27 protein-coding genes are annotated in these 22,872 nt (G+C 64.9%); 6 read left to right on the top strand and 21 right to left on the bottom strand.

Going from position 1 to position 22,872, the window contains the following annotated elements; all coding sequences use genetic code 11:
* Positions 1-31 precede the first annotated feature (31 nt).
* The 3 genes from AC1DWU_RS04990 to AC1DWU_RS05000 form a co-directional block, all read right to left on the bottom strand.
* The gene (locus AC1DWU_RS04990) at positions 32-601 is read right to left on the bottom strand and encodes a peptidase inhibitor family I36 protein (protein WP_477148861.1); all 570 of its coding nucleotides are present in this window, start codon (positions 599-601) and stop codon (positions 32-34) included.
* A 282-nt stretch (positions 602-883) separates the two neighbouring features.
* Positions 884-1,279, bottom strand: coding sequence for an acyl-CoA thioesterase (locus AC1DWU_RS04995; RefSeq protein WP_477148862.1), 396 nt, complete (start codon positions 1,277-1,279; stop codon positions 884-886).
* Complete coding sequence (locus tag AC1DWU_RS05000; RefSeq protein WP_477148863.1) at positions 1,276-1,875, bottom strand: thymidine kinase; 600 nt, start codon at positions 1,873-1,875, stop codon at positions 1,276-1,278. Before AC1DWU_RS05000 ends, AC1DWU_RS04995 begins: the two co-directional genes overlap by 4 nt.
* A gap of 329 nt (positions 1,876-2,204) precedes the next feature.
* Here AC1DWU_RS05000 and AC1DWU_RS05005 point away from each other — a divergent pair, with 329 nt between their 5' ends.
* Positions 2,205-2,600 (top strand): DUF2147 domain-containing protein, encoded by a 396-nt coding sequence (locus AC1DWU_RS05005; protein WP_477148864.1) that lies wholly within the window; start codon positions 2,205-2,207, stop codon positions 2,598-2,600.
* 2 nt (positions 2,601-2,602) lie between these two features.
* Here the strand turns inward: AC1DWU_RS05005 and AC1DWU_RS05010 are convergent, their stop codons facing one another.
* The 8 genes from AC1DWU_RS05010 to AC1DWU_RS05045 all read right to left on the bottom strand — a co-directional run bounded on the left by AC1DWU_RS05010 (position 2,603) and on the right by AC1DWU_RS05045 (position 9,875).
* Entirely contained in the window at positions 2,603-3,499 is an 897-nt protein-coding gene (locus AC1DWU_RS05010; RefSeq protein WP_477148865.1) for a DMT family transporter, read from the bottom strand.
* A gap of 65 nt (positions 3,500-3,564) precedes the next feature.
* Positions 3,565-4,275: a class I SAM-dependent methyltransferase gene (locus AC1DWU_RS05015; protein WP_477148866.1), complete on the bottom strand. Its 711-nt coding sequence runs from the start codon at positions 4,273-4,275 to the stop codon at positions 3,565-3,567.
* A 44-nt stretch (positions 4,276-4,319) separates the two neighbouring features.
* Positions 4,320-4,535 (bottom strand): hypothetical protein, encoded by a 216-nt coding sequence (locus AC1DWU_RS05020; RefSeq protein WP_477148867.1) that lies wholly within the window; start codon positions 4,533-4,535, stop codon positions 4,320-4,322.
* A gap of 44 nt (positions 4,536-4,579) precedes the next feature.
* Positions 4,580-5,812 (bottom strand): aminotransferase class V-fold PLP-dependent enzyme, encoded by a 1,233-nt coding sequence (locus AC1DWU_RS05025; protein ID WP_477148868.1) that lies wholly within the window; start codon positions 5,810-5,812, stop codon positions 4,580-4,582.
* A gap of 223 nt (positions 5,813-6,035) precedes the next feature.
* Positions 6,036-6,623, bottom strand: a complete 588-nt coding sequence (locus AC1DWU_RS05030; protein ID WP_477148869.1) for a Spy/CpxP family protein refolding chaperone — start codon at positions 6,621-6,623, stop codon at positions 6,036-6,038.
* A gap of 241 nt (positions 6,624-6,864) precedes the next feature.
* Positions 6,865-7,293 carry a CBS domain-containing protein gene (locus AC1DWU_RS05035; protein ID WP_477148870.1) on the bottom strand — a complete coding sequence of 143 codons (429 nt, stop codon included), beginning with the start codon at positions 7,291-7,293 and terminating at the stop codon, positions 6,865-6,867.
* A gap of 163 nt (positions 7,294-7,456) precedes the next feature.
* Positions 7,457-9,349, bottom strand: coding sequence for a hypothetical protein (locus AC1DWU_RS05040; protein WP_477148871.1), 1,893 nt, complete (start codon positions 9,347-9,349; stop codon positions 7,457-7,459).
* Positions 9,350-9,536: 187 nt separating this feature from the next.
* Positions 9,537-9,875, bottom strand: a complete 339-nt coding sequence (locus AC1DWU_RS05045) for a hypothetical protein (RefSeq protein WP_477148872.1) — start codon at positions 9,873-9,875, stop codon at positions 9,537-9,539.
* 142 nt (positions 9,876-10,017) lie between these two features.
* Here AC1DWU_RS05045 and AC1DWU_RS05050 point away from each other — a divergent pair, with 142 nt between their 5' ends.
* The 4 genes from AC1DWU_RS05050 to pip all read left to right on the top strand — a co-directional run bounded on the left by AC1DWU_RS05050 (position 10,018) and on the right by pip (position 13,000).
* Positions 10,018-10,464, top strand: coding sequence for a DUF4864 domain-containing protein (locus AC1DWU_RS05050; protein ID WP_477148873.1), 447 nt, complete (start codon positions 10,018-10,020; stop codon positions 10,462-10,464).
* Positions 10,465-10,568: 104 nt separating this feature from the next.
* Positions 10,569-10,727, top strand: a complete 159-nt coding sequence (locus AC1DWU_RS05055) for a hypothetical protein (protein WP_477148874.1) — start codon at positions 10,569-10,571, stop codon at positions 10,725-10,727.
* A 111-nt stretch (positions 10,728-10,838) separates the two neighbouring features.
* Positions 10,839-12,041, top strand: a complete 1,203-nt coding sequence (locus AC1DWU_RS05060) for a pyridoxal phosphate-dependent aminotransferase (protein ID WP_477148875.1) — start codon at positions 10,839-10,841, stop codon at positions 12,039-12,041.
* Complete coding sequence (pip, locus tag AC1DWU_RS05065; protein WP_477148876.1) at positions 12,041-13,000, top strand: prolyl aminopeptidase; 960 nt, start codon at positions 12,041-12,043, stop codon at positions 12,998-13,000. The genes AC1DWU_RS05060 and pip overlap by 1 nt, the downstream gene beginning before the upstream one ends.
* 73 nt (positions 13,001-13,073) lie before the next feature.
* On the opposite strand, the gene AC1DWU_RS05070 is transcribed toward pip, so the two are convergent.
* From AC1DWU_RS05070 to AC1DWU_RS05110, 9 genes are all read right to left on the bottom strand, one after another.
* On the bottom strand, positions 13,074-14,168 hold the full coding sequence (locus AC1DWU_RS05070) for a hypothetical protein (RefSeq protein ID WP_477148877.1): 1,095 nt from the start codon (positions 14,166-14,168) through the stop codon (positions 13,074-13,076).
* A gap of 244 nt (positions 14,169-14,412) precedes the next feature.
* The gene (locus tag AC1DWU_RS05075; protein ID WP_477148878.1) at positions 14,413-15,255 is read right to left on the bottom strand and encodes an aldo/keto reductase; all 843 of its coding nucleotides are present in this window, start codon (positions 15,253-15,255) and stop codon (positions 14,413-14,415) included.
* 938 nt (positions 15,256-16,193) lie between these two features.
* Positions 16,194-17,180 (bottom strand): magnesium/cobalt transporter CorA, encoded by a 987-nt coding sequence (gene corA, locus AC1DWU_RS05080; RefSeq protein WP_477148879.1) that lies wholly within the window; start codon positions 17,178-17,180, stop codon positions 16,194-16,196.
* Between the two features lie 194 nt (positions 17,181-17,374).
* Positions 17,375-17,869 (bottom strand): hypothetical protein, encoded by a 495-nt coding sequence (locus AC1DWU_RS05085; protein ID WP_477148880.1) that lies wholly within the window; start codon positions 17,867-17,869, stop codon positions 17,375-17,377.
* Between the two features lie 127 nt (positions 17,870-17,996).
* A complete protein-coding gene (locus tag AC1DWU_RS05090; protein WP_477148881.1) occupies positions 17,997-18,488 on the bottom strand; it encodes a YciE/YciF ferroxidase family protein in 492 nt (163 codons plus the stop codon).
* 102 nt (positions 18,489-18,590) lie between these two features.
* Positions 18,591-19,484: a LysR family transcriptional regulator gene (locus AC1DWU_RS05095; RefSeq protein ID WP_477148882.1), complete on the bottom strand. Its 894-nt coding sequence runs from the start codon at positions 19,482-19,484 to the stop codon at positions 18,591-18,593.
* 3 nt (positions 19,485-19,487) lie between these two features.
* Positions 19,488-20,450: a thioredoxin-disulfide reductase gene (gene trxB, locus AC1DWU_RS05100; protein WP_477148883.1), complete on the bottom strand. Its 963-nt coding sequence runs from the start codon at positions 20,448-20,450 to the stop codon at positions 19,488-19,490.
* A 143-nt stretch (positions 20,451-20,593) separates the two neighbouring features.
* Positions 20,594-21,067 (bottom strand): transcription elongation factor GreA, encoded by a 474-nt coding sequence (gene greA / locus AC1DWU_RS05105; protein WP_477148884.1) that lies wholly within the window; start codon positions 21,065-21,067, stop codon positions 20,594-20,596.
* A gap of 169 nt (positions 21,068-21,236) precedes the next feature.
* Positions 21,237-21,824 carry a TetR/AcrR family transcriptional regulator gene (locus tag AC1DWU_RS05110; protein ID WP_477148885.1) on the bottom strand — a complete coding sequence of 196 codons (588 nt, stop codon included), beginning with the start codon at positions 21,822-21,824 and terminating at the stop codon, positions 21,237-21,239.
* A gap of 69 nt (positions 21,825-21,893) precedes the next feature.
* On the opposite strand from AC1DWU_RS05110, the gene AC1DWU_RS05115 reads away from it, so the two are divergent.
* Positions 21,894-22,307 (top strand): nuclear transport factor 2 family protein, encoded by a 414-nt coding sequence (locus AC1DWU_RS05115; protein ID WP_477148886.1) that lies wholly within the window; start codon positions 21,894-21,896, stop codon positions 22,305-22,307.
* A gap of 111 nt (positions 22,308-22,418) precedes the next feature.
* Here AC1DWU_RS05115 and AC1DWU_RS05120 read toward each other — a convergent pair whose 3' ends face one another.
* Positions 22,419-22,628 carry a cold-shock protein gene (locus AC1DWU_RS05120; protein ID WP_055045318.1) on the bottom strand — a complete coding sequence of 70 codons (210 nt, stop codon included), beginning with the start codon at positions 22,626-22,628 and terminating at the stop codon, positions 22,419-22,421.
* Positions 22,629-22,872: the final 244 nt, after the last annotated feature.

The following is a 22,872-nucleotide window of genomic DNA, read 5'->3' on the forward strand; positions in this document are numbered from 1 at the left end:
GCGGACCATTTGTACTGTAGCGCGAGGCGGATCAGTAGACCCGCATCGAGCTCACGTTGTTGTCGAGGAAGCCGTGCAGTGCGCCTTCGCTGTCGTTGATGCGCTCGCAGTAGCTGTGGAAGTCGCGATCGCGGCAAAGGTCGACCGAGACATCGCCTTCGATGGAAACGGAGGAATAGCGATTGTCGGCATGCAGCAGCAGGAAATCGCGAACGCGGGCGCCCGACTTGGCGCAGAACGCGTCGCCGGTGAAGTTGTGGCCTTCATAGAGGCAGACGAGGCCCGGGCCGCCCGACTTGTAGGGGATAGGGGCGAGTTGCCACGGGTGGCGGATGACCTTGCCGAAGGCGATGTCGTAGAGGCTGGTCCAGCCCGCGACGTGGCCGGAATGGACGCGGCACCACTGCCTGGAGCAGCGATCGACATAGATGCGGACCTTGCCGTCGATCTCGCCGGTGACGTCGTAAGCAGTGCCGGGCCCTTCGAACAGCACCAGGGGACGGACCGACCAGGCCGGGCTGCCGATCGGGGCCGCGGTGGCGGCGAAAGTGCCGAGAACAAGAACGGCCAGTGCAGTCAGGCTCGCCAAGAATTGCTTCATCGAAATGCCCCGAACCGAAAGATCAACTCAGGTGAGCGTAGCGCCCGCGCATGACGGTTGGAAGGGTGGAGCAGCAACAGGGTGGAGGAAAGTTTGGGGGCAGGACGGATGAGGGCCGGAGGGCCCTCACCGCGGGGAGGAAGGGCGCCGCGCGGAATCCCTCGCGCAGCGCCTCCCCCATCATCACCGGGTAGAGGCCACCCATCCCGGGACGTGATGGTGGGCAGATTGCCGCTTCGCGGCTGAACGGGGGCTGAACCGGGCGCTCAGACTGGCGTCGGATCAGCGTGGGATGACGCGCTTTTGTCCGTTTTCGTCGAGCGCCACGTAGACAAAGCGGCCCTCGGTGACCTTCACCCGGTCGGCGAGGCGATTGCGGCGGGCCCAGGACTCGACGTCGATGGTGATCGAGGTGTTCCCGACGCGTTCGACGGTGGTGTACACGCACAGGATGTCGCCGACCTTTACCGGCGCGATGAAGGTCATCGCCTCGACCGCCACGGTGACGACACGGCCACGCGCCACCTCGACTGCAGCGATGGCGCCGGCGATGTCCATCTGGCTCATCACCCAGCCGCCGAAGATGTCGCCGGCCGGATTGGTGTCGGCCGGCATGGCGAGGGTGCGGATAGTGAGCCCGCCGTGCGGCTCGTTATGGTCGGGGCCTTCGGTGGTCATGCGCGAGGTCCTTTCGGGGGCCAGCGGCCGATTTCTTCTTCCCAGTGGCGGCGGCAGAGGGAAACATAGACGGATTTCTCGATCGAGACCTGATTGCCTTCGCGAAGGGCGCCGCCCTCGGCATCGCGGCGCACCACCATGGTGGCCTTACGGCCGCAGAAGCAGATGGTGCGGACTTCGCGCAGCTCGTCAGCGACAGCGAGGAGTTCGGCGGAGCCGGCGAATAGCTTGCCCTGGAAATCGGTGCGCAGGCCATAGCACATCACCGGGACATCGAGCCGGTCGGCGACGCGGGCGAGCTGCCAGACCTGATCTGAGGTGAGGAACTGCGCCTCGTCGACGAAGACGCAATCGACCTTCGATTCCTGCAGGTGATCGTTGACGCGCTGGAACAGATCGTCCTCGCCGCCGAACATCTCGGCGTCGGCGGAGATGCCGAGGCGCGAGGTGATGCGGCCGACATCGCCCTCGGCATAGAGCGAGGAGGTGAAGAGGAGCGTGCGCATGCCGCGCTCGACATAGTTATAGGACGCCTGGAGCAGCAGCGTCGACTTGCCGGCGTTCATCGTGGAGTAGGAGAAGTAGAGCTTGGCCATGCGGGTGTTCATGCCGCAGGCTGGCGGCGGCGGCGAGGCCAATCGGAAGCTCTCAACAAAAAATCGGCCGCCTGGCGGGGGCGGCCGATAAAATGCCGAATTGGGGCTCGGCACAGGACATACGAGTTGGCGGCGATGTCCTGCTCATAAAGACCGTCCAGTTGCCATTATGGCGGGTGCAACTGGGTAGAGGCCGGGGCAATGGGGGACGCCCCGGACACCCGCAAGCTATTGAGGCGACGTGACAAGCAGATGACGACAGACTTTCATAATGGCGACATTTTCAGCCCATAGCGGATAGTCTGCGGGCAGGGCTGCTGGAGAGCTACATGACTGGGTTTCTGAAAGCCGGACTGGGTTTGTTGATGGCGGCGGCGATGGCGACGCCGAGCCTGGCGCAGAGCGCCGACGTGACTGGGATGTGGCATCCGGACAAGAGTTCAGACTGGCTGGCGAGCCTGTGCGGGGACGACAATACGCAGCTGTGCATCACGGTGGTGGGCCTGCGCGACCACATGGACACCGACAAGAACCGGCCGTATCTCAACAAGGTGATCCTCGATCACGCCAAGCTGAACGGCAAGAACCGCTGGAAGGGCAAGCTGCATCTGTTCGGGCAGACCGGCGACGCGTTCATAGCGCTGCGCAGCGCCAACAACCTCGACGTCAAGGTCTGCATTTATGTGGTGCTCTGCAAGGAGTACCCGATGACGCGACAGAAGTAGTGCTAGGCGGGCGCCCGGCGCTGCTGCAGCGCCGGGACAGCTTCCACGATGATGATGGCAAAGAAGATGAGCGCCGCGCCGGCATAGCCGACGGGGGGCAGGCGTTCGCCCAGTAGCAACGCGCCGCCGAGCGCGGCGAACAGGCTTTCGGCCGAGAGGATGATGGCCGCGTTGGCGGCGGGCACGTGCTGCTGGCCGATGGCCTGCAGGGTGTAGGCGATGGCCGTGGACATGATGCCGGCATAGAGGATTTCGAGCCAGCCATTGCCGATGGTGGTGAAATCGGGCGCCTCGAAGCCGAAGGCGACGAGCAGCGACAGCACGCCGACCACGAGGAAACTGAGGGCGGAGAGCACCACCGGCAGGCCGGTCTGGCGGCTCAGGTAGCCGATGAGGAACACCTGCCCGCCCCAGAACGCGGCGCTCAGCACCATCAGCCCATCACCGGCGTTGAAGGCCGCGAGGTGGCCGCCGTTGAGATAGAAGATGCCGATGAGGGCCAGCGGCGCACCGAGATAGATCACCGGGTGCGGTCGGATACGGATGGCGAGCCAAGCGATCAGCGGCACGAACAGCACGTAGAGCGCAGTCAGGAAGCCGGAATTGGTGACGCTGGTGTAGATCAGCCCGTATTGCTGGATGGCGGAGGCGAGGAAGAAGGTCAGCGATAGTGCGCCGATCAGCAGCCATTGCTGGCGGGTGAGGGCGGCGACATTGGCACGCTTGGCGCGGAATTCGAAGATGGCGAAGGGCAGGAGCGCTACGCCGCCGAGCAGGAAGCGGATGCCGGCAAAGGTCATCGGGCCCATATAATCCATCGCGGACTTCTGCGCGACGAAGGCGAAGCCCCAGATGGCAGTGGCGATGAGCAGAAGCAGGACGGCGAGCGGGCGAGACATCGGCGCTGTGTAGCCGGTGCGGCGGGGGCGCGTCGAACGGATTTTGGCGATGAGGACGATCAGGGTTAGTGATGGGGCAGGGTAGCCGGTCTCGGGTCGTGGACGGAGAAAACCAGGAACGACTGGGAGTTCAGCCACCACGGCAGCGCGGTGAAGGGGGCGCTGAAATGCGATTGCAGGTCGAAGGTTCGCTGCATCAGGGCCCGCAGCGCGCGATGCTCGAAGCCCTTGTGTGAGCGTCGGATATCGGAGGCCCGTTGCACCGGATTCCCGATGAAGCCCTGGAGTAGTTCCTGCACCGAATGGTCCGAGGGACGGCGGAACAGCAGTATCCGGTTCAGTTCCTTCAAGGGCAGCGCGAGCCCCTGCATGATCGGTACGGAGAGGATGAGGGCGGCGCCCGGCTTGCAGGCGCGAACTGCGTCGGCGATGAAGCCGGCGACATCCTGATCCGAGAGGTGCTCCAGGACTTCGAACGCCGTAAGGACATCGACGGTCCCGGGCTCGACCTTGGCGAGGTTCGCCAGGTGCGCGAAGCCGGCGTGGTGCACTTGCATGTACGGCTCGATCGCAACGCGCCGCAGATCCGGCCGACGTTCGCCGAGCTGGTGCAACATCTCGCCGGTGCCGGCGCCGAAATCCACGATCAACCCGCCGGGCGGCGAGCGGCTTTCGATCAACGACAGCGAGAGCTGGTGCCGCGAGCGGTGCGCGAAACGGGCCAGAGGGTTGGGGTTGGCGATCGTTTGTTTGGCGTAGGAAACCGACTTAGCCAATGCAGTCTCCAGCGGGTATCAAACAGCGTTCGCGGCCGGTTAGCTTACCTGCCGGTCGTCTCGGCTCTGGTGAGGCGGTAGCCGGCCTCCTCCAGGGCGTGCGTCATGTGTTCGGCGTACCATTGAGGCCAGTTGTCGTCGTAGACGCCGGCCAGTTCCTTTGCCTCGTATGCGCCGTGTGCCTTCGCCGCGCCCTTCAGGGCCTCGAGCAGGACTTCGGTGAGGGTTGGTGCTCCCTGCGTCGATGGTTTGTCAGTCATCTTCCAGGCCCTCGCATCTTCATTACCTGAAGTAACGTGACAGCCTACTTCAGCTCCGCATCCAGCGCTTCGATCAATTGCTGCACTTCGGCCTCGGAGGTGTAGTGGGTGAAGGAGACGCGGAGGACGCCGTGGCCGGGGTTGAGGCCGAGGGCTTCGAGCAGGCGGTAGGCGTAGAAATGGCCGCCCGAGGCCATGACCTTGTGGCGCGACAGGCGATCAGCGGCTTCGACGGCTAGCTCGTTCAGCGCCAGCGAGATGGTGGGCGCGCGCTTGGCTGGATCGCTTGGGCCGATGAGGCGGACGTTGTTGCGGGTGCGGATGAACTCCATCAGCGGGGCGAGGAGGATTTCCTCCTGGCGGCGCATGGCGGCGTGGGCCTTGCGGAACGGATTGGCGCCCTCGACGCTGTCGCCGGCGAGTTCACCGACGCGCTCGAGATAGTCGGCAACACCGGCGGAGGCGGCGATCTGGGCGTGGTCGGGGCCGGCGGGGACGAGGCGCTTGCGCGGCTGGGTGTCGTTGAAGAAATGGCCCTGGTTGGGGAGTTCGGAGGCCAGCGAGGGGCGGATGGCCATGACGCCCTGGTGCGGCCCGTACACCTTGTAAGCGGAGAACAGGTAGATGTCGCAGCCGAGCTCGAGCAGATCGGGCAGGCCGTGCGGGGCGTACGAGACGCCGTCGACGACGGTGACGGCGCCGAAGCTCTTGGCCTTCTGGACGATCTCGTGGACCGGGTTGATTTCGCCGACGATGTTGGAGGCGTGCGGGAAGCAGACGGCGCGGACCTTCGAGTCGAGCAGCTTGTCGAGCGCGGCGGGATCGAGGTGGCCGGTCTCGGGGTCGACCTGCCACTCGCGGATGACGATGCCGCGGTCGGCAAGACGCCGCCAGGCGCCGCCATTGGCCTCGTGATCCTGGTTGGTGACGACGATGGCGTCGCCGGGCTTCAGCCAGCCCGCGAAGGCGTGGCCGAGCGTGTAGGTGTTGCCTGAAGTCGAAGGGCCGAAATGGATCCAGTCCATACCGACATTGAGCGCCTGCGCGATGCGGCGATGCGCGAGGTCCATGGCTCCACCGGCTTCGCGCGAGGCGGGATAGAAGCCGTAGGGCTGCACCTTGGTGGCGCGATAATAGTGATCGAGGCGGGTGAGCACCTGCTGGCTGGTGTAGGAGCCGCCGGCGTTCTCGAAGAAGGCCCAGCCTTCGAGGCTCGGTTCGCGGAAGGCGGGGAACTCGGCACGGATCAGGGCGGTATCGAGGGGCAGGGCGGTCATCGGGGCGCTCGCAGGAGGGAGATCGATGGTTAGCGGAGGGCGATGACGGCGGCAACACGGCGTGTGGAAAAAGGGGGCGGTGCGGCGCGAAAGATAGGCTGGGGTCAGTACGCGCCGATGTCGGCAAGGCAAAAAGAAGCCCCGGCGGGAGGGGACACCGGGGCCTCTCAGGGGACGGCGTCGCGGCCGGTCTTGTTGGGGCTGGGACCGGCGGGGACTGGGGTCAGCCGTCCAAATCGGCGCCGGCGGGCGGGGCGGGGGGATGGGGCAGGTGCTTGCCCGGGTGCTGGAACTCCATGCCCTGCATGATCACGCGGCCGCGTGGGGCGAACTCGCGCTTCTGCTGGTCGGTGAGGCTGGCATAGAAGCTCTTGAACTGCGGCAGCAGTTCGCTCATCGCGGCGAGGCGGGCTTCGTCGAACTTGAGGCGCTGCTCGAGGCGCTGGATCAAGTCCGGGCGCTCGTTCTTGCTGGCGGTGGCGGCGGGACGAATGGTGTCGCACTTGTCGGCGAAATCGGTCTGCGCGGTGAGCGCGGTGGTGCGGAAGTCCTCGAACAACTTCTCCTGGTCCTTGCTCAGCTCGAGCTTGCCGGCCATGCGATCGAGGCGGTGCTCCAGCCGATCGGCGGCCCGGTCGTTGCAGGAGAACTCGGCGAAGCGGAAGGCGTTGCCGCCGGCGTCGCGGCGGAACTCGAGGGTGCGGCCTTCGTCACGGTGGCGATCTGGGCCGGCGGCGAAAGCGGGACTCATGGCGGTGAGGCCGAGGGCGGCGACAAGGGCGGCGAGGACGGTGGCACGGGTCGAGGTCATCGTGGTCTCCCATCGGGTGAGCGGCAATGAGGGGAGGATGCGGTGCGTCGGCTTGCCGGGGCGTTGCGGCAAGGTGAAATCGCGGAAAGGTTGGAAAGGTGGGGTGGGCAAACATCGTGGCCTTGGCACCCCCCTCAGAGCTGCGCTAGGTCGCTTCGCTCCCAAGCTTCGCTTGCCTCCCCCGTCAAGGGGGAGGTGGGCATCGAGGTTGTGGCTGAATCCGGCTGGGTGACGCCGATCGCTACGACGCGATGTATTCTTTCAGCGCGTTGGCTTCCTGCTCGGCTTCTTCGATCTTGCGCTTCACCACGTCGCCGATCGAGACGATGCCCGTGAGCTTGCCGTTTTCGACGATGGGGATGTGGCGGATGCGGTTGCGGGTCATGGTTTCCATGAGGTCCGAGATCGAGCCGGCAGATGTGCAGGTGATGACCTTGGTGGTCATGACGTTTCGCACCGGACCGGCGAGAACCGCGACGGGATCCTTTTCGAGGTGACGGACGATGTCACGCTCGCTGAGGATGCCCGCGACCTTGCCCTTGGCGTCGACGACGACCACGGCACCGATCTTCTTGGAATTGAGAATGCGCAGGGCCTCGGAGAGCGGCGCGCCAGCTTCCACCGTGTGGACGGTGTGGCCCTTGGATTGAAGGATATTCTCGACTTGCATCGGCAGTCCTCCTTTCAGGCCACCATAGTGCGCCTAAGGAGAGGAGGGGACAAGAGTCCTATGTTGCAGGTGCAGAAGATGTGGGGCCGGTGCTTGCGGCGCCCCCTCCCAGCCTCCCCCACAAGGGGGGAGGTGCCGTTCGGTGGGTGTGGAGAGACCAGGCTTACTGCGCCGTAGCCGGGGCCTTGAGGTCGCGCTTCTGGTCCTGGACGGACTCGGTGGGAGTCTCGATGAGGGGGAGCGCGACCGGCTCGCCGCTGGCTTCGGCGACTACGTTGAGCTTGCCGGCGAGGGCGGTCGGATCCTTTTCCGCGGCGGCGAGATCGGCGAGACCGATGCCGGCAGTGTCCTTGGCGGTGATCGTCAGCTTGAGGTGCGAAGCACCGCTGAGGAAGGTGCCGAGCTGCTGGGCCGCAGTCAGGGCTTCGGTGGTGTTGCCGAGGAAGGCGAGGGTCATGCCCTGGGCCATGCCGGCGACGGCGGTGCGGAACGCGGCTTCAGGCTGGCCGGCATCCTTGGCGCCGGCGGCGAAGGCGATGGAGCCGATGCCGCGGTCCTCGACCTCGACGGTGACGTCGAGCAGCGTGAGCAGCATAGCCGCCATGGTGGCCTGGTCGGTGTTATCGGCGAACAGCGCCTCGGTGGCGTTGCCGAAGGTGCCCGAGAGGTTGATGCGGCCGAGCGTGCCCAGGTCGATCAGCACGTCATTGACCTTGATGGTCGAGGTGTCCTTGTCCCAGGCCAGCTTGGTGCCGAGCGAGATATCGAGCTTGTCGATGCCGCGGGCGAGCAGGTCGGCGACCGGGAGGTCAGTCATTTCGGCAGTGATCGGCAGTATGAAGTTGCCGAGGCTGAGTGCGATATCGGCCGGGATGCCGTTGACATAATTGCCGAGCGTCGCGTCGAAGGCGCCGATCGTGCCGGTGATGCGCTTGCCCGAGGATTCCGGATCGGGCACGTCGATGTTGAGGTTGGCGAGGCTCAGGCCGTCGAGATAGGGGACGAGCTTGCGCCAATTGGCGGCGAAATAGGCTTCATCGAGCGTGGTGGCCGCTTCGATCGCCGCGATGGCGGCGGTGAAGTCCATCTTCTTCCAGGTGAAGTTGCCGAAGTTCAGGAAGCCGTCGTTCTCGACGGTCATGTTGAAATCGTTGAGCGAGATCTCGGGGTAGATGGCGGGCTGGAAGCCGCCGACGGTGATCGGGCCGGAGGCGACGGTGAGCGGGTTGCCCTTCTCGTCCTTGCCCGAGCAGCTGAAGCCATCGAAGGTCATCGGCGTCGAGGAGAACGCGGTGAAGATATCGGCATAGAAGCGGACGAGCTTGTCGACGGTCGCCGGCGCGACCTCGGTGCCGGCTTTCTGCGCGGCCTCGGCTTCCATTATGAGGGTATTGATCTCGGCGAAGTTCTGCTTGAGCGGGCGGGCGCTGAAGCTGCCGAGTGCGGCGGTGCCGAACTCGCACTTGAACACGTCGCCACCCGATAGCGTGCCGCCGGAGAACTTGAAGTCGGAATAGACCTCCTTCATCTCGGTGCCGGCAGTGACGGTGGTGGTGAGGCCGTAGAAGGAGAGCAGGCCCGCAAGGTCGAAGCGGCCGATCGACATTTCGCCGAAGGTGCCGGTGGTCTTTTCGGCGCCGGTGAAATCGGCCCCGCCGACATGGGCGGCAGCGGCGACGCCGTCGGTGACGTCGGTGAGGGTGACGTCGCGATAGGTGACGACCATCGGGGCGCCGCCATCGCCATAGCCGGGGTAGGTCATCTTGATTTCGGGGATGGTGACCGACTTGGCGTCGAGGGTGGCCAATGCGTCGAGCGCGCCGGGGGCGCCACTGAACAGGCCACGTACCGCGCCTTCATTGATGTTGCCGTCGATCACTTCGACCGTGGGGACCGAGACCTGGTACATCCCGGCAGCGCCGGCCGACGTGATGCCGGTGACGCTCAGCGTATCGGCGGAGGCGCCGGTGATGGCGAAGCCGGCAAAGATGGTGCCGAGCAGGAGGGTGCGCACCGGGCGCAGGCGGCCAAGCGGAGCGGGAGCGGTACGGATCATGTCGGTTTCCTCAGTCGCAAAATGATTTGACGCCGCGTCCCGCGCTCGCCTTGGGGGCGACGGGGACACAGCGCGGGGTACGGCCCGAAGCGAGCGCCACCGCGGTTCTAGATTACCGTAGCTAACGGGAAGATGAACGGCGTGGCGCTAAACGCGCTGAATCAATGCTTTTCCGACCTGGCCCGTATCAGCTCTCGCCGTGTCCCGGTTTCCAGGCGGAGAGGGGATTGGGCTGGCGTGGCTTGGCCGGCTGCAGCCCTTCGCGGAGGATCGCGCGCACCACCTCGACGAGGATGGCGAAGAGCAGCGCGCAAAGCGGCACGAACAGCAGAACGACGGCGGTATCGATCTCGCCGGCCCCGGTGATGGTGCGCGGGGGGATGAGGCCGAAGAGCAGGGCGAGGCCGGCGCCCACGAAGGTGAGGGAGAACGAAATGGCGGTCGCGGCGCTCAGCGCGTTGCGGAACAGCGGACGGCGCGGCTTGAACCTCGTCTTGCGGGGCTGGGGGAGCTTGGTGGGAGACATGAGGACTCGCTAACTCGGCAGATCACAACGGGGTGAAAAGGCCCCCCGAATGCGAGGATGTTTCGTTGCTAACGCGGTGAAGAGGGTACGATTTGAAGGCGATCCTGTGGCGGGATCGCGGCGCACCTGATGGAGGGAGGCGATGATGAAGCGTTTCGTGACCAGTCTGGCGGGCGTGCTGGCCGCTTTTGTGCTGCTCGTGGCGGCGGTGAACGCGCAGGAGACGACGGCGCCGAGCACGGCGCTCGAACCGTGGCAGAGCGTCATCACCAGCCAGATCGAGGCGTTCCGGGCGAAGGATGCGCCGGGGGCGTTTCAATATGCCGGGGCGGGGTTCCAGGTGGCGTTTCCGTCTGCCGAGGCATTCTTCAGCGCCATTGTCGGGGCGGGCTACGCGCCGATCATGGAGTCGCGCTCGCACAGCTTCGGCAAGTTCGAGAAGATGGGCGACAAGGTGGTGGTGCAGGAGGTGAAGCTGGTGGGCAACGACCAGAGCCTCTACGAGGCGTTCTACCAGCTGGCCGAGGAAAAGGACGGCTGGCGGGTGCAGGGGGTGCAACTGCTGAAGCAGGCGGGAATGGGCATCTGAACGAATTCTGAGCGGTAGATGAACGGCGGTATCAGTCGGCGTTCAAAGCTGCGGCACGACAAGGGCGCCGTCGTTTCCGTTCGTTCTTGTGCAGGATGCTTCCGTTGAAGGCTCTGATCGTTTCCGCCGTACTTGCCGCCATTCTTGTCAGCCTGATGCCCGATGGCGAGCAGGCGATGGAGATCGGCAGCAGCACGGCCCGAGCCGACGGCGGTGCTGTCGCGGTGCCGGTTCGCGTACCGGTCCCGGCGCGCGCCGTTTGACCCCAAGCCTTGTGACCCAAGCCTTGTGACCCAAGCCTTGTGACCAACGTCCCGGTTGTGTGCCGGGGTTTGAGGCCGTAGAGATTTCCGGCCATTTTCCGGGAGATTGTCTTGGCTTTCCTGTCTGAAGCGCTCAGCCGCATCCAGCCGTCCGCCACCGTCGCGATCAACTCCAAAGCCGTGGAGATGAAGCGGCAGGGCGAGGACGTGATCTCGCTGGCAGCCGGCGAGCCGGATTTCGATACGCCCGAGCACGTGCGCGAGGCAGCGATCCGGGCGATCAATTCGGGCAAGACGCGCTACACCGCCGTGGACGGCATCCCCGAACTCAAGGAAGCGGTTGCCGCGAAGTTCAAGCGCGACAACGGACTGGACGTTACGGCGGCGGACTGTTTCGTGTCGTCGGGCGGCAAGCAGATCATCTTCAATGCGTTGATGGCGACGCTGAACCCCGGCGACGAGGTGGTGATCCCGGTGCCGTACTGGGTGAGCTATCCGGAGATCGTGCGGCTGTGCGACGCCGATCCGGTGTTCGCGGTGGCCGATGCCTCGACCGGCTTCAAGCTGAAGCCCGAGGTGCTGGAAGCGGCGATCACGCCCAAGACCAAGTGGCTGATCCTCAACACGCCGTCGAACCCGACTGGGGCTGCCTACACGAGGGATGAACTGCGCGGGTTGGCGGATGTGCTGCTGCGGCATCCGCATGTGCACATTCTTACCGACGATATCTATGAAGTGCTGGTCTATGACGGCGGCACGTTCGCGACTATCGCCGGGGTGGAGCCGCAGCTACGGGAGCGGACGTTGACGATGAACGGCGTGTCGAAGTCGCACGCCATGACCGGCTGGCGCATCGGCTACTGCACCGGGCCGCGGCCGCTGCTCGGGGCGATGAACAAGCTGCAGAGCCAATCGACCACCAACCCGTCGTCGATTTCGCAGTGGGCGGCGGTGGAAGCGCTCAACGGGCCGCAGGGGTTCTTGAAGGGCTGGCGCGAGGTGTTCCAGGGCCGGCGCGACCTGGTGGTGCGCGGGCTCAACGCCAATACCGGGCTTGATTGCCTGACGCCGGAAGGGGCGTTCTATGTGTTCCCTTCGGTGAAGCGGCTGCTCGGGAGGACCTCCGGTGGTGGCCGGGCGCTGGCGACGGATGCGGATTTCGTCTTGGCACTGCTCGAGGAGACCGGCGTGGCGCTGGTACATGGCACGGCGTTCGGGCTCGCCGGGCACATGCGGCTGAGCTATGCGGCGTCGAATGCCCAGCTAGAGGATGCGGTGGCGCGCATCCAGGATTTCTGCGCCAAGGTGAGCTGATGAGTGCGCTCTACCCCATCACCGAGCCCGTCGCGAGCGGTTGGCTCGAGATGGGGGAGGGCAACGCGATCTACTGGGAGGAGGCCGGCAACCCCGAGGGCGTGCCGGCGCTCATCCTGCACGGCGGGCCGGGGTCGGGGTTTTCGCCTTGGATGCGGCGGTTCTTCGACCCGGCGCGATATCGGATCATCGGTTTCGACCAGCGGGGGTGTGGGCGGAGTACGCCGCATGCGTCGGGCGAGGGCGTCGATTTCTCGGTGAACACGACGGCGCACCTGCTGCGCGACATCGACCGGCTGCGGCTGTATTTCGGCGTCGACAAGTGGGTGATCTACGGCATGTCGTGGGGCGTGACGCTGGGCCTCGCCTACGCGCAGCTGCATCCGGACCGGGTTGCCGCGATGGTCTTCGCCGGGGTGACGTCGACGCGGCAGCGGGAGATCGACTGGATGTATCGCGACGTGGCGCCGCTGTTTCCCGAGCAGTGGGAGCGGTTCCGTGCGGGCGTGCCGCCGGACACGCCGCCCGATCGGATGGTCCACGCCTACAACGACCTGATGTTCGACGCCGACCCGGAAGTGCGGGCCAAGGCGGCGCGGGATTTTCATGATTGGGACAACGTGACGGTGTCGGCCAATGTGCAGGCGGGGCGGGCGTCGGACGGCGTGGATCCTGCCCGCATGCTGGCGCGCGGTCGCATCGTCACGCACTACTTCCGGCATTTGGCCTGGCTGGAAGAGGGCCAGCTGCTGCGCGGTGCCGGGGCGCTGAAGGGGATACCGGGCGTGCTGGTGCAGGGCCGGGTGGACCTGCAGGGGCCGCTGCTGACGGCGTGGGAACTCTCCAAGGCCTGGCCCGGCAGCGAGCTGGTGGTGATCGACGGGGCGGGCCACTCCAGCGGCGATGCCGGGATGGGGGAGGCGCTGGTCGCGGCGCTGGACAGGTTTGCGCGGCGGTAGCTGCCGCGAGGACGAGGGGAGTGCCTTCTCCCACAAGGCGAGAAGGCACTGACTGCGCTTTTGGTGGTACCGCCTACAGGTAGTCCATCAGGCTCATCGAGCTGCCACCACTCGCGCCGAATGACGATGACCCCGTGACCTGGCCGAGGATCGAGCCCAGCTTGCTGGCGGTCTGGTAGTTGGAGACGGCGGCGGCGTAGAGGTTTTCGGACCAGCCGGCCGCTGCGCGTTCTTCGCTGCTCATGGCGCCGTAAAGCGAGATGACGTTCTGCGCGAAGGCGGCAGGGTCGCTGTTGCCGGCGGACTTGAGGCTCTGCAGCAGCGCGGCGCCGGAGCGGGAGCGCATTTCCATCGAGGCGGTGCGGACTTCGGTGGGGCTGAATTTGCCGTTCGAGTTCAGCGCGACGGAGGCCAACGAGCGGCTGTCGAACTCGGAGTAGTCGGGCTTGTTGTTGCCGCTGGCCTTGTATTGCGCGTCGAGCGTGGTGCGGGCATCGGCGGCGACGTTGGCGATATCGCGCGGCTTGCCGGTTTCGCCGCCGGCGAGGCGCTCCATGTAGGCGTTGACCGGATCGTTTGCGACGGTGCCGGGCAGGGTGGATGGGTCGGCTGCGAGCTGCTTCAGCATATCCTCGAGCGCGGCGCGCTGGTCGACATAGGCGGCGGAGGCTTTCTCCTCGGGGCCCATGGCGTCGAAGTAGGCGAGGGCGGCGACGTAGAGGCCCTTGACGCTGCCGGTGACGCGACCGACGGCGGTGGGGCCGGCCATTGCCTGGTCGAAGCGGCTCTGCAGCTCGATGGCGGCGGCCTTCTGCTCGTCGGGGGTGAACAGCTGGTTGGAATTGGTGCTCATGGCATAGAGCTCGCGGCGATCGACCTTGCTGAGGTCGAGGGCGAGCTTGCCATCCTTGAGCGGGGTGGTGAGCTTGGCGTCGGCGAGGAGCTTGTCGAGGGTGGCGCGCGCGTCGGTGGTGACGGTGGCGAAATCCTTGATGGTGGTGAGGGCGGCCTTGGCGGCGTCGGACAGGGTGACGTTGGTGGCGCCGGTTTCGGTCGAGGTGGTGGCAGGCGGGTTGGTCAGCGCCTGCTGCTGGGTCTTCTGCGCGTTGGCGATGATCTGCGCGTAGGTCAGGGAACTGGTGCTGGTCGACGTGCCGACGCTGGTCATGATTGCCTCCGGGCGTACGCGCACCACCATGCAGGTGGCGTGCCAGCGTGGAGGGCTGGGATTCCGGGCGTTCGGGCGGAGTAGGATGGGGCAGGCGGCAGGAAATGCCGGGCAAGGACTGCGTGGCGGGAGGCGCCGGGGTTCGGAGCCGCCCACTCCAACGGCTTCGCTGGTCGCCCCTCCCCCGCCACGCGGGGGAGGATCACCGCGAGGCCGGTGGTGGTTCCTCCCAAGAGCCCACGACTTAGATCATATCCAGCGATTGCTTGCGGCGCGGCGGCGGGAAGGCGGCGTCGAGCGTGGCGCGATCGGCTTCGGTGAGCTTGACATCCAGCGCCTCGCGGTTCTCGACCACATGCGCCTGCTGGGTGGCTTTGGGAATGGCGATGACGCCACGCCGGGCGAGGACGAAGGCTAGCGCGATCTGGCCAGGGGTAGCGTCGTGGGCGCGGGCGATGCGCTGCAACTCCGGATGCCGCAACAGGCGGCCGTCGTTGCCGAGCGGCGAGTAGGCCATGATCGGCATGCGGTGGGAGATGGACCAGGGGAGGAGGTCGAACTCGATGCCGCGCGCGTCGAGGTGGTAGAGCACCTGGTTGGTGGCGCAGCGGTTGCCGCCGGGGACGCCGAAGAGCTCCTCCATGTCGTCGACATCGAAATTGGAGACGCCCCATTCCCGAATGGCGCCGGCCTGTTTCAGTTCCTCGAAGGCGGCAACGGTTTCGGCCAGCGGGTGCCGGCCGCGCCAGTGGAGGAGATAGAGATCGAGATGGTCGGTGCCGAGGCGCTTCAGGCTGCGCTCGCAGGCGGCAATGGTGCCAGTGCGGCTGGCGTTGGAAGGGAGCACCTTGCTGACGACCTGGACTTCGCCGCGGCGGCCCTTGATCGCCTCGGCGACGACCAGCTCGGCATCGCCATACATCTCGGCGGTATCGAGCAGTGTCATCCCCAGATCGATGCCGCGCTGCAGAGCGGCAACCTCGTCGGCGTAGTTGCGCCGGTCCTCGCCCATGCGCCAGGTGCCCTGGCCGAGGATCGGCAGGCTGGTGCCCGAGGGCAGGTCGATGGTGGGGACCGGTGATGCCATTGGGATGTCTCGGATGGGCCGGATTTCATCCTAGACAATGCGCTGAATGAAAAAAGGCCCCGCTCGAGGGGATGAGCGGGGCCTTCAAAGGCCGGCTCGCCGAAGCGGGCGACCCATCAGAACGCAGCCAGGGAGGAGGAGCGGCTGCAATTCGTCGGAACAACTATCGGTCGGGGGCGGAGTCGGAACAATCGCCAAGTCGGAACGTCAGCCATGCACTGGGCGCGAGGCGATCGGGTGCGGCAGGCTGCCGCAGGTGGGCATAGATCAGCGCAAGCAAAAAAAGAGGCCCCATCCGAAGATGGGGCCCAATGAAAAGGACCGAAGTCCAAATCTAAAGTGGTGGCAAATGGACGAGGGAGGAGGATACGCCATTTGCCGATGGCCCCAAGTCGAGGGAGGAGGATACGACTTGAAACCGGTGTCGCAGAGCAGGACCGAGGGAGGAGGATACGGTGCGGCTCACATCGACACTCACAATATGCACTTTGACCGTTTGGTCCACAATGCAGAGCTTTACATGCCAGCTATGCAGTTTGCGCAGGTAAAGGTCAGCCATGCTGCCGTGACGTATGCGTCAACTACGGATAGCCCGCGCGAAACGGAATGCGGAAAAAACAAGGCCCCGCTCGAGGGGAGAGCGGGGCCGAGTAGCAGCCATTTCTGGCTACAGGGAGGAACAAACAACGAGCGCGAGGAGGAGGAGGGAGATGCGCTCAGCTGCTGTCGGGCGGGGATATATGGCGTGACTGCTGACCCATCAACCGAAGAGTGCTGAATGAGGGGCATGCGATTTTTGCATGGCTGTTAAGTCGATGAGTTTGCTCGTGTATTGCGGTTTCCGAGGTGCGCCACGGCGTCGCACGCGGATGTGAATGCGGCGCCAAGTGCTTGATTGTGACAGTTTTTTGTCAGTCTCGACGCGCGAATCTTGTGCGTCAGAGCCAGCCGCTGCGCTTGAAGAACAGGTAAGGCACCGCAGCGGAGAGGACCATGAGCCCCAGCGCGAACGGATAGCCCACGGCCCAGTGCAGCTCGGGCATGAACTCGAAGTTCATGCCGTAGATCGAGGCGACGAGGGTGGGCGGCAGGAACACCACGGCGGCGACCGAGAAGATCTTGATGATCTGGTTCTGCTCAAGATTGATCAGCCCGAGGGTGGCGTCGAGCAGGAAGGTGATCTTGTCGGAGAGGAAGGCGGCGTGGTCGCTGAGTGCCGCGGCGTCGCGCAGCAGCACCTTCAGATCCTGCTTCCGGTCGCGGGCGGCCTTCTGGTCTTCCGAGCCGCTCGACTGGTGGAAGCTGACGAGGCGGCTGATGGAGACGAGACTCTCGCGGGCGAGGGTGAGGACGTCGCCCTTCTTGCCGATGCGCTCGATCAGCGATTGCAGATCCCGGGTTTTGCGGGTGGGCTTGGTGGACTTGTTGCCGAACACCTCGCGCGAGATCTGGTCGATGCCGTCGCCGGTGTTCTCGAGCAGTTGCGCCAGGCGATCGATGAAGGATTCGAGCAGGCCGATCATCACGCGCTCGCCGCCGATCTCGCCGGTGGCGGGGCGGGAGACGAGGCGCTCGTAGAGGCGGAACGGCTTGGGGTCGGCATAGCGCACGGTGACCAACTGGTCGTTGCGCAGCACGAAGGTGATGGGGGTCTTTACCGGTTGATCGGTTTCGCTGTCGATCAGCGCGGTAATGGTCATGAACTCGGCGCCGTCCTCGCTGTAGAGGCGGGCGGAGGGCTCGATGTCCTGCATTTCGCGGCGGGTCGGGATATCGATGCCGAGGCAGGACTCGACGAACTTGTCCTCTTCGCGCGTCGGATCGGTCAGGCTGTACCAGACGGCGCCGGCGAGCTGGGTGCCGGTGACGGGATCGAAATCGGTGGGAACGAGGCGGTCGCCTTCGCGGATATAGGCACGCAGCATAGCGGGGCTCCAAGAGATAGCCGCACCGGCGCGCCGGCCCGGGAGGAGCCTAGAGCGCCGGCAAGATCGAAGATCGACTTCGACTGTCGGGGTTCATTTTCAGTCCTTGATGAAGGTCCGGGTGCAAGCGCCCGGAACTGAGCCGCAATGCGCCTTTGGCGGTGGGGCGTCAAGGGGGAGGTACCCCGTGTCGATCAGTTCTCGAAGACGCTGACGAGGACGGTGCGAAGATCGCCTTCCGTGGCATAGGTCAGGTCGTCAATACGCCAGAGCGGCTCGGAGACCATCGGGAATGAGACCAGCCTCAGCTGCAGGTGATCGGTGAAGTTGGCGTCGGGGTATTCGGGGAAGCCATAGGCGATATCGACCGCGGCCTGATCTGCCTCCAGGGTGACTTTGCCGACCTTGCACTCGGCGGCATAGTCGGGGAAGGCCTGCCACGGGATGCCGTCGCCGAGCGGCGGCTTCTCGTCGGGGTGAGCTTTCTGGATGGCGTCGTTCTTGGCTTCGGCTTCGGCGATGGCGGCCTTCAGCTCGACGGTGAGGAGCCCCTCGACCGGCGCCATGTCGTTGCCGATGCGGGAGATACAGAAGATCTCGCCGACCTGTTCGGGGGTGATGGTGATCATCTGCGCGAAGGATGGCGTGGCGAACAGGCAGAGTGCGGCTGCGGCGGCGAAGCGGTTCATGGTGGTCCCCAAGGTTGGCCCGTTCTAGCCGAGGCCGCTGAATTGCCGATGAACGGGAATGGGTTGGGAACTTGCCGGGCCGCGCCGAGAATGGTGAGTGGGGCGCTGGACCCCACTCGAGCTGTGGTCAGGCCGCCATGCGGTTGACGTTGCTTTCGGCGACCTGGGTGAGCTTCTTGTCGGTTGCGACTTCTTCCTTGAGGGTCGCATCGAGCAGGCTGACCGCCTCGTTGAGGCCGAGCTGCTGGGCCCAGGTCTTGAGGGTGCCGTAGCGGGCGATCTCATAGTGCTCGACGGCCTGCGCCGCAGAGACCAGGCCGGCGTCGAGGGCGGACGTGCCCTTGAACTCGTCCATGATGGACTTGCCTTCCTCGATGATGCCGAGGATGGCTTCGCAGGTCTTGCCGCGGGCCGGTTTGCCGATCAGCTCGAAGACCTGTTCCAGGCGTTCGACGTGGCCTTCGCTCTCCTCGAGGTGCTTTTCGAAGCCGGCCTTGAGGTCGGGGGCAGTGGCTGCCTTGGCCATCTTCGGGAGCGTCTTCACGATCTGCTTTTCGGCGTAGTAGATGTCCTTGAGGGTATCAAGGAACAGGTCGTCGAGGGTCTTTTCGGTAGCCATTTGCTTCCTCCGGAGGGGTGTGCGACGCAGGATCGCGTTCGCGCACTCAACCAAGGTGGAGGCTGATGGTTCCGCCGGCTCAGACGATGCCGGCGATGTCCTCTAGAACGACCACTCCCGGGCCTTGCCGACAAGGAAATCGCGGAAGACGCCGACGCGCTTGGAGTTCTTCAGCGCGGGGGGGTAGACGAAGTAGGCTTCGTAGGCCGGCAGTTCGATGCCGGCGAGGACGCGCACCAGCGTGTTCTCGTTTTCGGTGACATAAGCCGGCAGCATGGCGATGCCGATGCCGGCGCGGGCCGCCTGCATCATGCCGTAGATGGCGTTGACCTTCATCGAGGCGCGGCGCGGCGAGGAATCGGGGCGGCCGAGGCGCTCGAGATAGTTGATGTCGCCGAGGTAGGAGGGGACCGGCTCGCCGAAGGAAATGATGCGGTGGCGGTCGAGGTCTTCCACGGCCTGCGGCTCGCCGAACTCTTCGAGATAGCTCTGCGAGGCGTAGAAGTGGTTGTGCACGGTGAACAGCTTGCGCTGGATCATCTCGGACTGGTTCGGCCGGTGCAGGCGGATGGCGACGTCGGCCTCGCGCATGGCGAGGTCGAGCTCGGCGTCGTTGAGCTTAATCTCGATCTGGATTTCCGGATAAAGGATCAGGAACTCGTGGATGCGCGACGACAGCCAGGTCGAGCCGATACCGACGGTCGTGGTGACGAGCAGGGGCCCGGTGGGGACCTCCTGGCTCTCGGACATCTGGGTTTCGACCTGCTGTAGTTCCCAGTGCATGCGGTGCGCAGTGCGGAACAACTGCTCGCCGACTTCGGTCAGCACGAGGCCGCGGGCGTGGCGGATGAAGAGCTTGAGGCCGAGATCTTCCTCGAGCGCCGAAATCTGCCGCGAGACGGCAGACTGGCTCATGTTGAGCTTTTCGGCGGCGTGGGTGAAAGACCCGGATTCAGCAGCGGTGTGGAAGATGCGGAGCTTGTCCCAATCCAGCATCGGCTATTCCGCCGCTTCTGCGAGCTCGAGCGATGCCAGATATTCTTCCGCGTCGAGGGCCGCCATGCAGCCCATGCCCGCAGCTGTCACAGCCTGCCGGTAGACGTCGTCGGTGACGTCGCCGGCGGCGAAGACGCCGCGGATGTTGGTGGCAGTGCTGCCGGGCTGAACCTCGAGGTAGCCGCCGGGCTTCATGTCGAGCTTGCCGGCGAAGATCGAGGTGGCCGGGGAGTGACCGATGGCGATGAACACGCCGTCGACGTTCTTCTCGGTCACGTGGCCGGTCTTGGTGTCGCGGATCTTCACGCCCTTGACCGAGCGGGGCATCTGGTCGCCATAAACCTCTTCGATCTCAGCGTTCCAGATCACTTCGACTTTGGGGTTCTTGAACAGCCGCTGCTGCAGGATGCGCTCGGCGCGGAACTCGCCGCGCCGATGCACGACCGTGACCTTGGAGGCAAAATTGGTGAGGAACAGCGCTTCCTCGACAGCGGTGTTGCCGCCGCCGACGACGATCACTTCCTTGCCGCGATAGAAGAAGCCATCGCAGGTGGCGCAAGCGGAGACGCCAAAGCCCTGGAACTTCTCCTCGGACTCGAGGCCGAGCCAGCGGGCCTGGGCGCCGGTGGCGATGATGACCGAGTCGGCGGTGTAGCGCGTGCCGCCGTCGCCGATGAGGACGAAGGGGCGCTTGTCGAAATCGACCTCGACGATGATGTCGTTGATCATCTTCGTGCCGACATGCTCGGCCTGGGCCTTCATCTGGTCCATGAGCCAGGGGCCCTGGATGACGTCGGCGAAGCCGGGATAGTTCTCGACATCGGTGGTGATGGTGAGCTGACCGCCCGGCTGGATGCCGGCGATCATGACGGGCTCGAGCATGGCGCGCGCCGCATAGATGGCGGCCGTATAGCCGGCCGGACCCGATCCGATGATGACGACTTTGGCGTGCACCTTACGCTCCACTTACTCTGAGACTTAAGCCCTAGACCAAAATAGGAGGTTCGGCGCGCACCTTTCAAGGGCACTGCCATCGTCCTGGGACGATGGAGCGCGCGGAACCACCGAAAAGTCACAGCTTAGGTGACGGGCGGCAAGCCGAAATCGCGTCAGATGAACTTCACGTCGAGGATTTCATAGGTCTTGGCGCCGCCGGGCGCGGTGACTTCGACCGAATCGCCGGCTTCCTTGCCGATCATCGCCCGGGCGATGGGCGACGAGATCGAGATGCGACCCTTGGAGAGATCGGCCTCGGCGTCGCCGACGATCTGGTAGGACTTCTCGGCCTCGGTATCCTCGTCGACGAGCTTGACCGTGGCGCCGAACTTGATGGTCGAGCCGCTCAGCTTGGTGACGTCGATGATGTCGGCGAGCGCCAGCAACGACTCCAGTTCCTTGATACGGCCCTCGTTCAGGCTCTGCTGCTCCTTGGCGGCATGGTACTCGGCGTTTTCGCTGAGGTCGCCGTGGGCGCGCGCTTCCGAAATCGCGGCGATGATGCTCGGCCGGTCCTCGGCTGTGCGGCGACGATATTCCTCCGACAGGGTCTGGTGACCGCTGGGTGTCATCGGAATCTTGTCCATAGCCGTCTCCAACTCAAAGAAAGGCTCCCCTGCCAAAGTCATTCGGCGTCGTCAGCATGCTGACCTGAGGGGGAGCGTGTGCGTAAACTGCCTTCGGCGAAGGCTTCGGTCAAGCGGGGTGGTGTCCGCCCTGCGCGAGCGGTGCATATCGTTGCGGATAGCCCGCTGGTCAAGGGCTGATGCCGACGGCGGCCCAGGCCGCCTCGGCGAGAATGGCGGGGGCATCGGTCGGCTTGGCGTGCCCTGACTTGAGGCGCAGGAAATCATAGGCCGGGCCGAGCATGAGGGCATGTGCGATGGGCCAGGGTAGGTCGCGCACTGCGCCTTCCGCGACGAAGGCGGCATAGCGGGCCATTGCGACATCCTGTCCAGCGGCTAGAACAGCGGCTACAGCCCCAAGTGTCGGGTCGCTCGTTGCGAGTGTCCGGACTTCATCGAGAAAACGCGATGCGTCCGGATTTGCGAGGCCCCAGGCGACCAGTCCGGAGACCGAGGCCTTGATCGACTGCTCGGCCGTCGCGGCGGGATCGCTTGCTTTCGGAGATGCGCCGGACCAGCCGATGACGGCACGCTGGACCAGCGCGAGGGCGAGAGCGCCCTTGTTTTCGAAGAAGTGGTAGATGCTACCTGTGGTGGCGCCGCTCCGCTTGCGGATATCGGCAATGCTGGTCGCGGCGTAACCCTGCTCAAGGAAGCAGGCGAGGGCGGCATCGAGTATCTCGGTGCGGCGGTCGATGGGTTGCGCTGAACTGGCCATGCGGTTGCTATAGACGAAACTAGAACGATGTTCTAGAGGTGATTAGAACGATGTTCTAGGAGGTGTCGGATGAGCCTGGAAGCGGCCAACGTCGGAGTGGTGCGGGAGTACATTGCGGCCATCGAGCGGTTCGACGTGGAGGCGGTGGGGCGGCTGCTGGATCCGGACGTAGTGCAGATCGAGCGGCCCAATAAGCTCTACGCCAAAGGGCAGACTCGCGGTTACTCCGAGATGACCCGCGATCTGCCGCGCGGAGCGAAGGTGCTGCGGCAGCAGAGCTATCCGATCGGCGCGATCTTCGAGGCGGGCGACACGGTGACGGTGGAGACTCGGTGGGAGGGGATTCTGAATGTGCCGCTCGGGTCGCTGCAGCCGGGCGATGCCATGGTGGCGCATATCTGCATGGTCATCACACTGAAGGACGGGCGGATCATCCGCCAGGTCAACTACGACTGCTACGAGGATTTCTCGGGCGGGGTATGAACCTCCGCCGAAAACAGAAGGCGCAGCCCGGAGACTGCGCCTCTGCGATCTACGTCGACGCCTGGATCATGCAAAGAGCATCCGATCCTGGATGCCTGACGGCATCCGGGATCAGGACGCCTGGAGATTGTCGGCGGCGTTCTTGCCGGTCCGCTTGTCCTTGACGATCTCGTACGTCACCTTCTGGCCTTCATCTAGGCCCGAAAGCCCCGAACGCTGGACAGCAGAGATATGCACGAACACATCAGCCCCACCCTCGTCGGGCTGAATGAAGCCGTAGCCCTTCTGGCCGTTGAACCATTTCACAGTGCCGGTAGCCATATATAAGTCCCTTTCGCAGTCTGCCGTGGCAGTTCCCACCCCAATGGAAACTCCGCCAATCGAATTCTTGGTATGACCTCAGCAGGCGCGTTTGAGACGCCAGGCACGAAGTGTCGGCCGCAATATTCGACCATTAACTTGTAGACCGAAATTTTCCGCCTATCAATACGGGCGGCAAAACGACTTTTGCCCGGCGCGCAGGTGGCGCAACGGGTTGAAATTCGATCTGACTAGCAGTCCTCGC

This window comes from Devosia sp. P2_G7, from assembly GCF_056403495.1.

Bases quoted from the DNA above. Each gene is read 5' to 3' on its own strand.
- AC1DWU_RS05070 (WP_477148877.1), bottom strand. From the start codon at position 14,168: ATGACCAGCGTCGGCACGTCGACCAGCACCAGTTCCCTGACCTACGCG.
- AC1DWU_RS05120 (WP_055045318.1), bottom strand. From the start codon at position 22,628: ATGGCTACCGGCACTGTGAAATGGTTCAACGGCCAGAAGGGCTACGGC.
- AC1DWU_RS05095 (WP_477148882.1), bottom strand. From the start codon at position 19,484: ATGCTGGATTGGGACAAGCTCCGCATCTTCCACACCGCTGCTGAATCC.
- AC1DWU_RS05040 (WP_477148871.1), bottom strand. From the start codon at position 9,349: ATGATCCGTACCGCTCCCGCTCCGCTTGGCCGCCTGCGCCCGGTGCGC.
- AC1DWU_RS05115 (WP_477148886.1), top strand. From the start codon at position 21,894: ATGAGCCTGGAAGCGGCCAACGTCGGAGTGGTGCGGGAGTACATTGCG.
- AC1DWU_RS04990 (WP_477148861.1), bottom strand. From the start codon at position 601: ATGAAGCAATTCTTGGCGAGCCTGACTGCACTGGCCGTTCTTGTTCTC.
- AC1DWU_RS05045 (WP_477148872.1), bottom strand. From the start codon at position 9,875: ATGTCTCCCACCAAGCTCCCCCAGCCCCGCAAGACGAGGTTCAAGCCG.
- AC1DWU_RS05025 (WP_477148868.1), bottom strand. From the start codon at position 5,812: ATGACCGCCCTGCCCCTCGATACCGCCCTGATCCGTGCCGAGTTCCCC.
- AC1DWU_RS05005 (WP_477148864.1), top strand. From the start codon at position 2,205: ATGACTGGGTTTCTGAAAGCCGGACTGGGTTTGTTGATGGCGGCGGCG.
- AC1DWU_RS05020 (WP_477148867.1), bottom strand. From the start codon at position 4,535: ATGACTGACAAACCATCGACGCAGGGAGCACCAACCCTCACCGAAGTC.
- pip (WP_477148876.1), top strand. From the start codon at position 12,041: ATGAGTGCGCTCTACCCCATCACCGAGCCCGTCGCGAGCGGTTGGCTC.
- AC1DWU_RS05000 (WP_477148863.1), bottom strand. From the start codon at position 1,875: ATGGCCAAGCTCTACTTCTCCTACTCCACGATGAACGCCGGCAAGTCG.
- AC1DWU_RS05050 (WP_477148873.1), top strand. From the start codon at position 10,018: ATGATGAAGCGTTTCGTGACCAGTCTGGCGGGCGTGCTGGCCGCTTTT.
- greA (WP_477148884.1), bottom strand. From the start codon at position 21,067: ATGGACAAGATTCCGATGACACCCAGCGGTCACCAGACCCTGTCGGAG.
- corA (WP_477148879.1), bottom strand. From the start codon at position 17,180: ATGCTGCGTGCCTATATCCGCGAAGGCGACCGCCTCGTTCCCACCGAT.
- AC1DWU_RS05110 (WP_477148885.1), bottom strand. From the start codon at position 21,824: ATGGCCAGTTCAGCGCAACCCATCGACCGCCGCACCGAGATACTCGAT.
- AC1DWU_RS05035 (WP_477148870.1), bottom strand. From the start codon at position 7,293: ATGCAAGTCGAGAATATCCTTCAATCCAAGGGCCACACCGTCCACACG.
- AC1DWU_RS05030 (WP_477148869.1), bottom strand. From the start codon at position 6,623: ATGACCTCGACCCGTGCCACCGTCCTCGCCGCCCTTGTCGCCGCCCTC.
- AC1DWU_RS04995 (WP_477148862.1), bottom strand. From the start codon at position 1,279: ATGACCACCGAAGGCCCCGACCATAACGAGCCGCACGGCGGGCTCACT.
- AC1DWU_RS05075 (WP_477148878.1), bottom strand. From the start codon at position 15,255: ATGGCATCACCGGTCCCCACCATCGACCTGCCCTCGGGCACCAGCCTG.
- AC1DWU_RS05090 (WP_477148881.1), bottom strand. From the start codon at position 18,488: ATGGCTACCGAAAAGACCCTCGACGACCTGTTCCTTGATACCCTCAAG.
- AC1DWU_RS05085 (WP_477148880.1), bottom strand. From the start codon at position 17,869: ATGAACCGCTTCGCCGCCGCAGCCGCACTCTGCCTGTTCGCCACGCCA.
- AC1DWU_RS05010 (WP_477148865.1), bottom strand. From the start codon at position 3,499: ATGTCTCGCCCGCTCGCCGTCCTGCTTCTGCTCATCGCCACTGCCATC.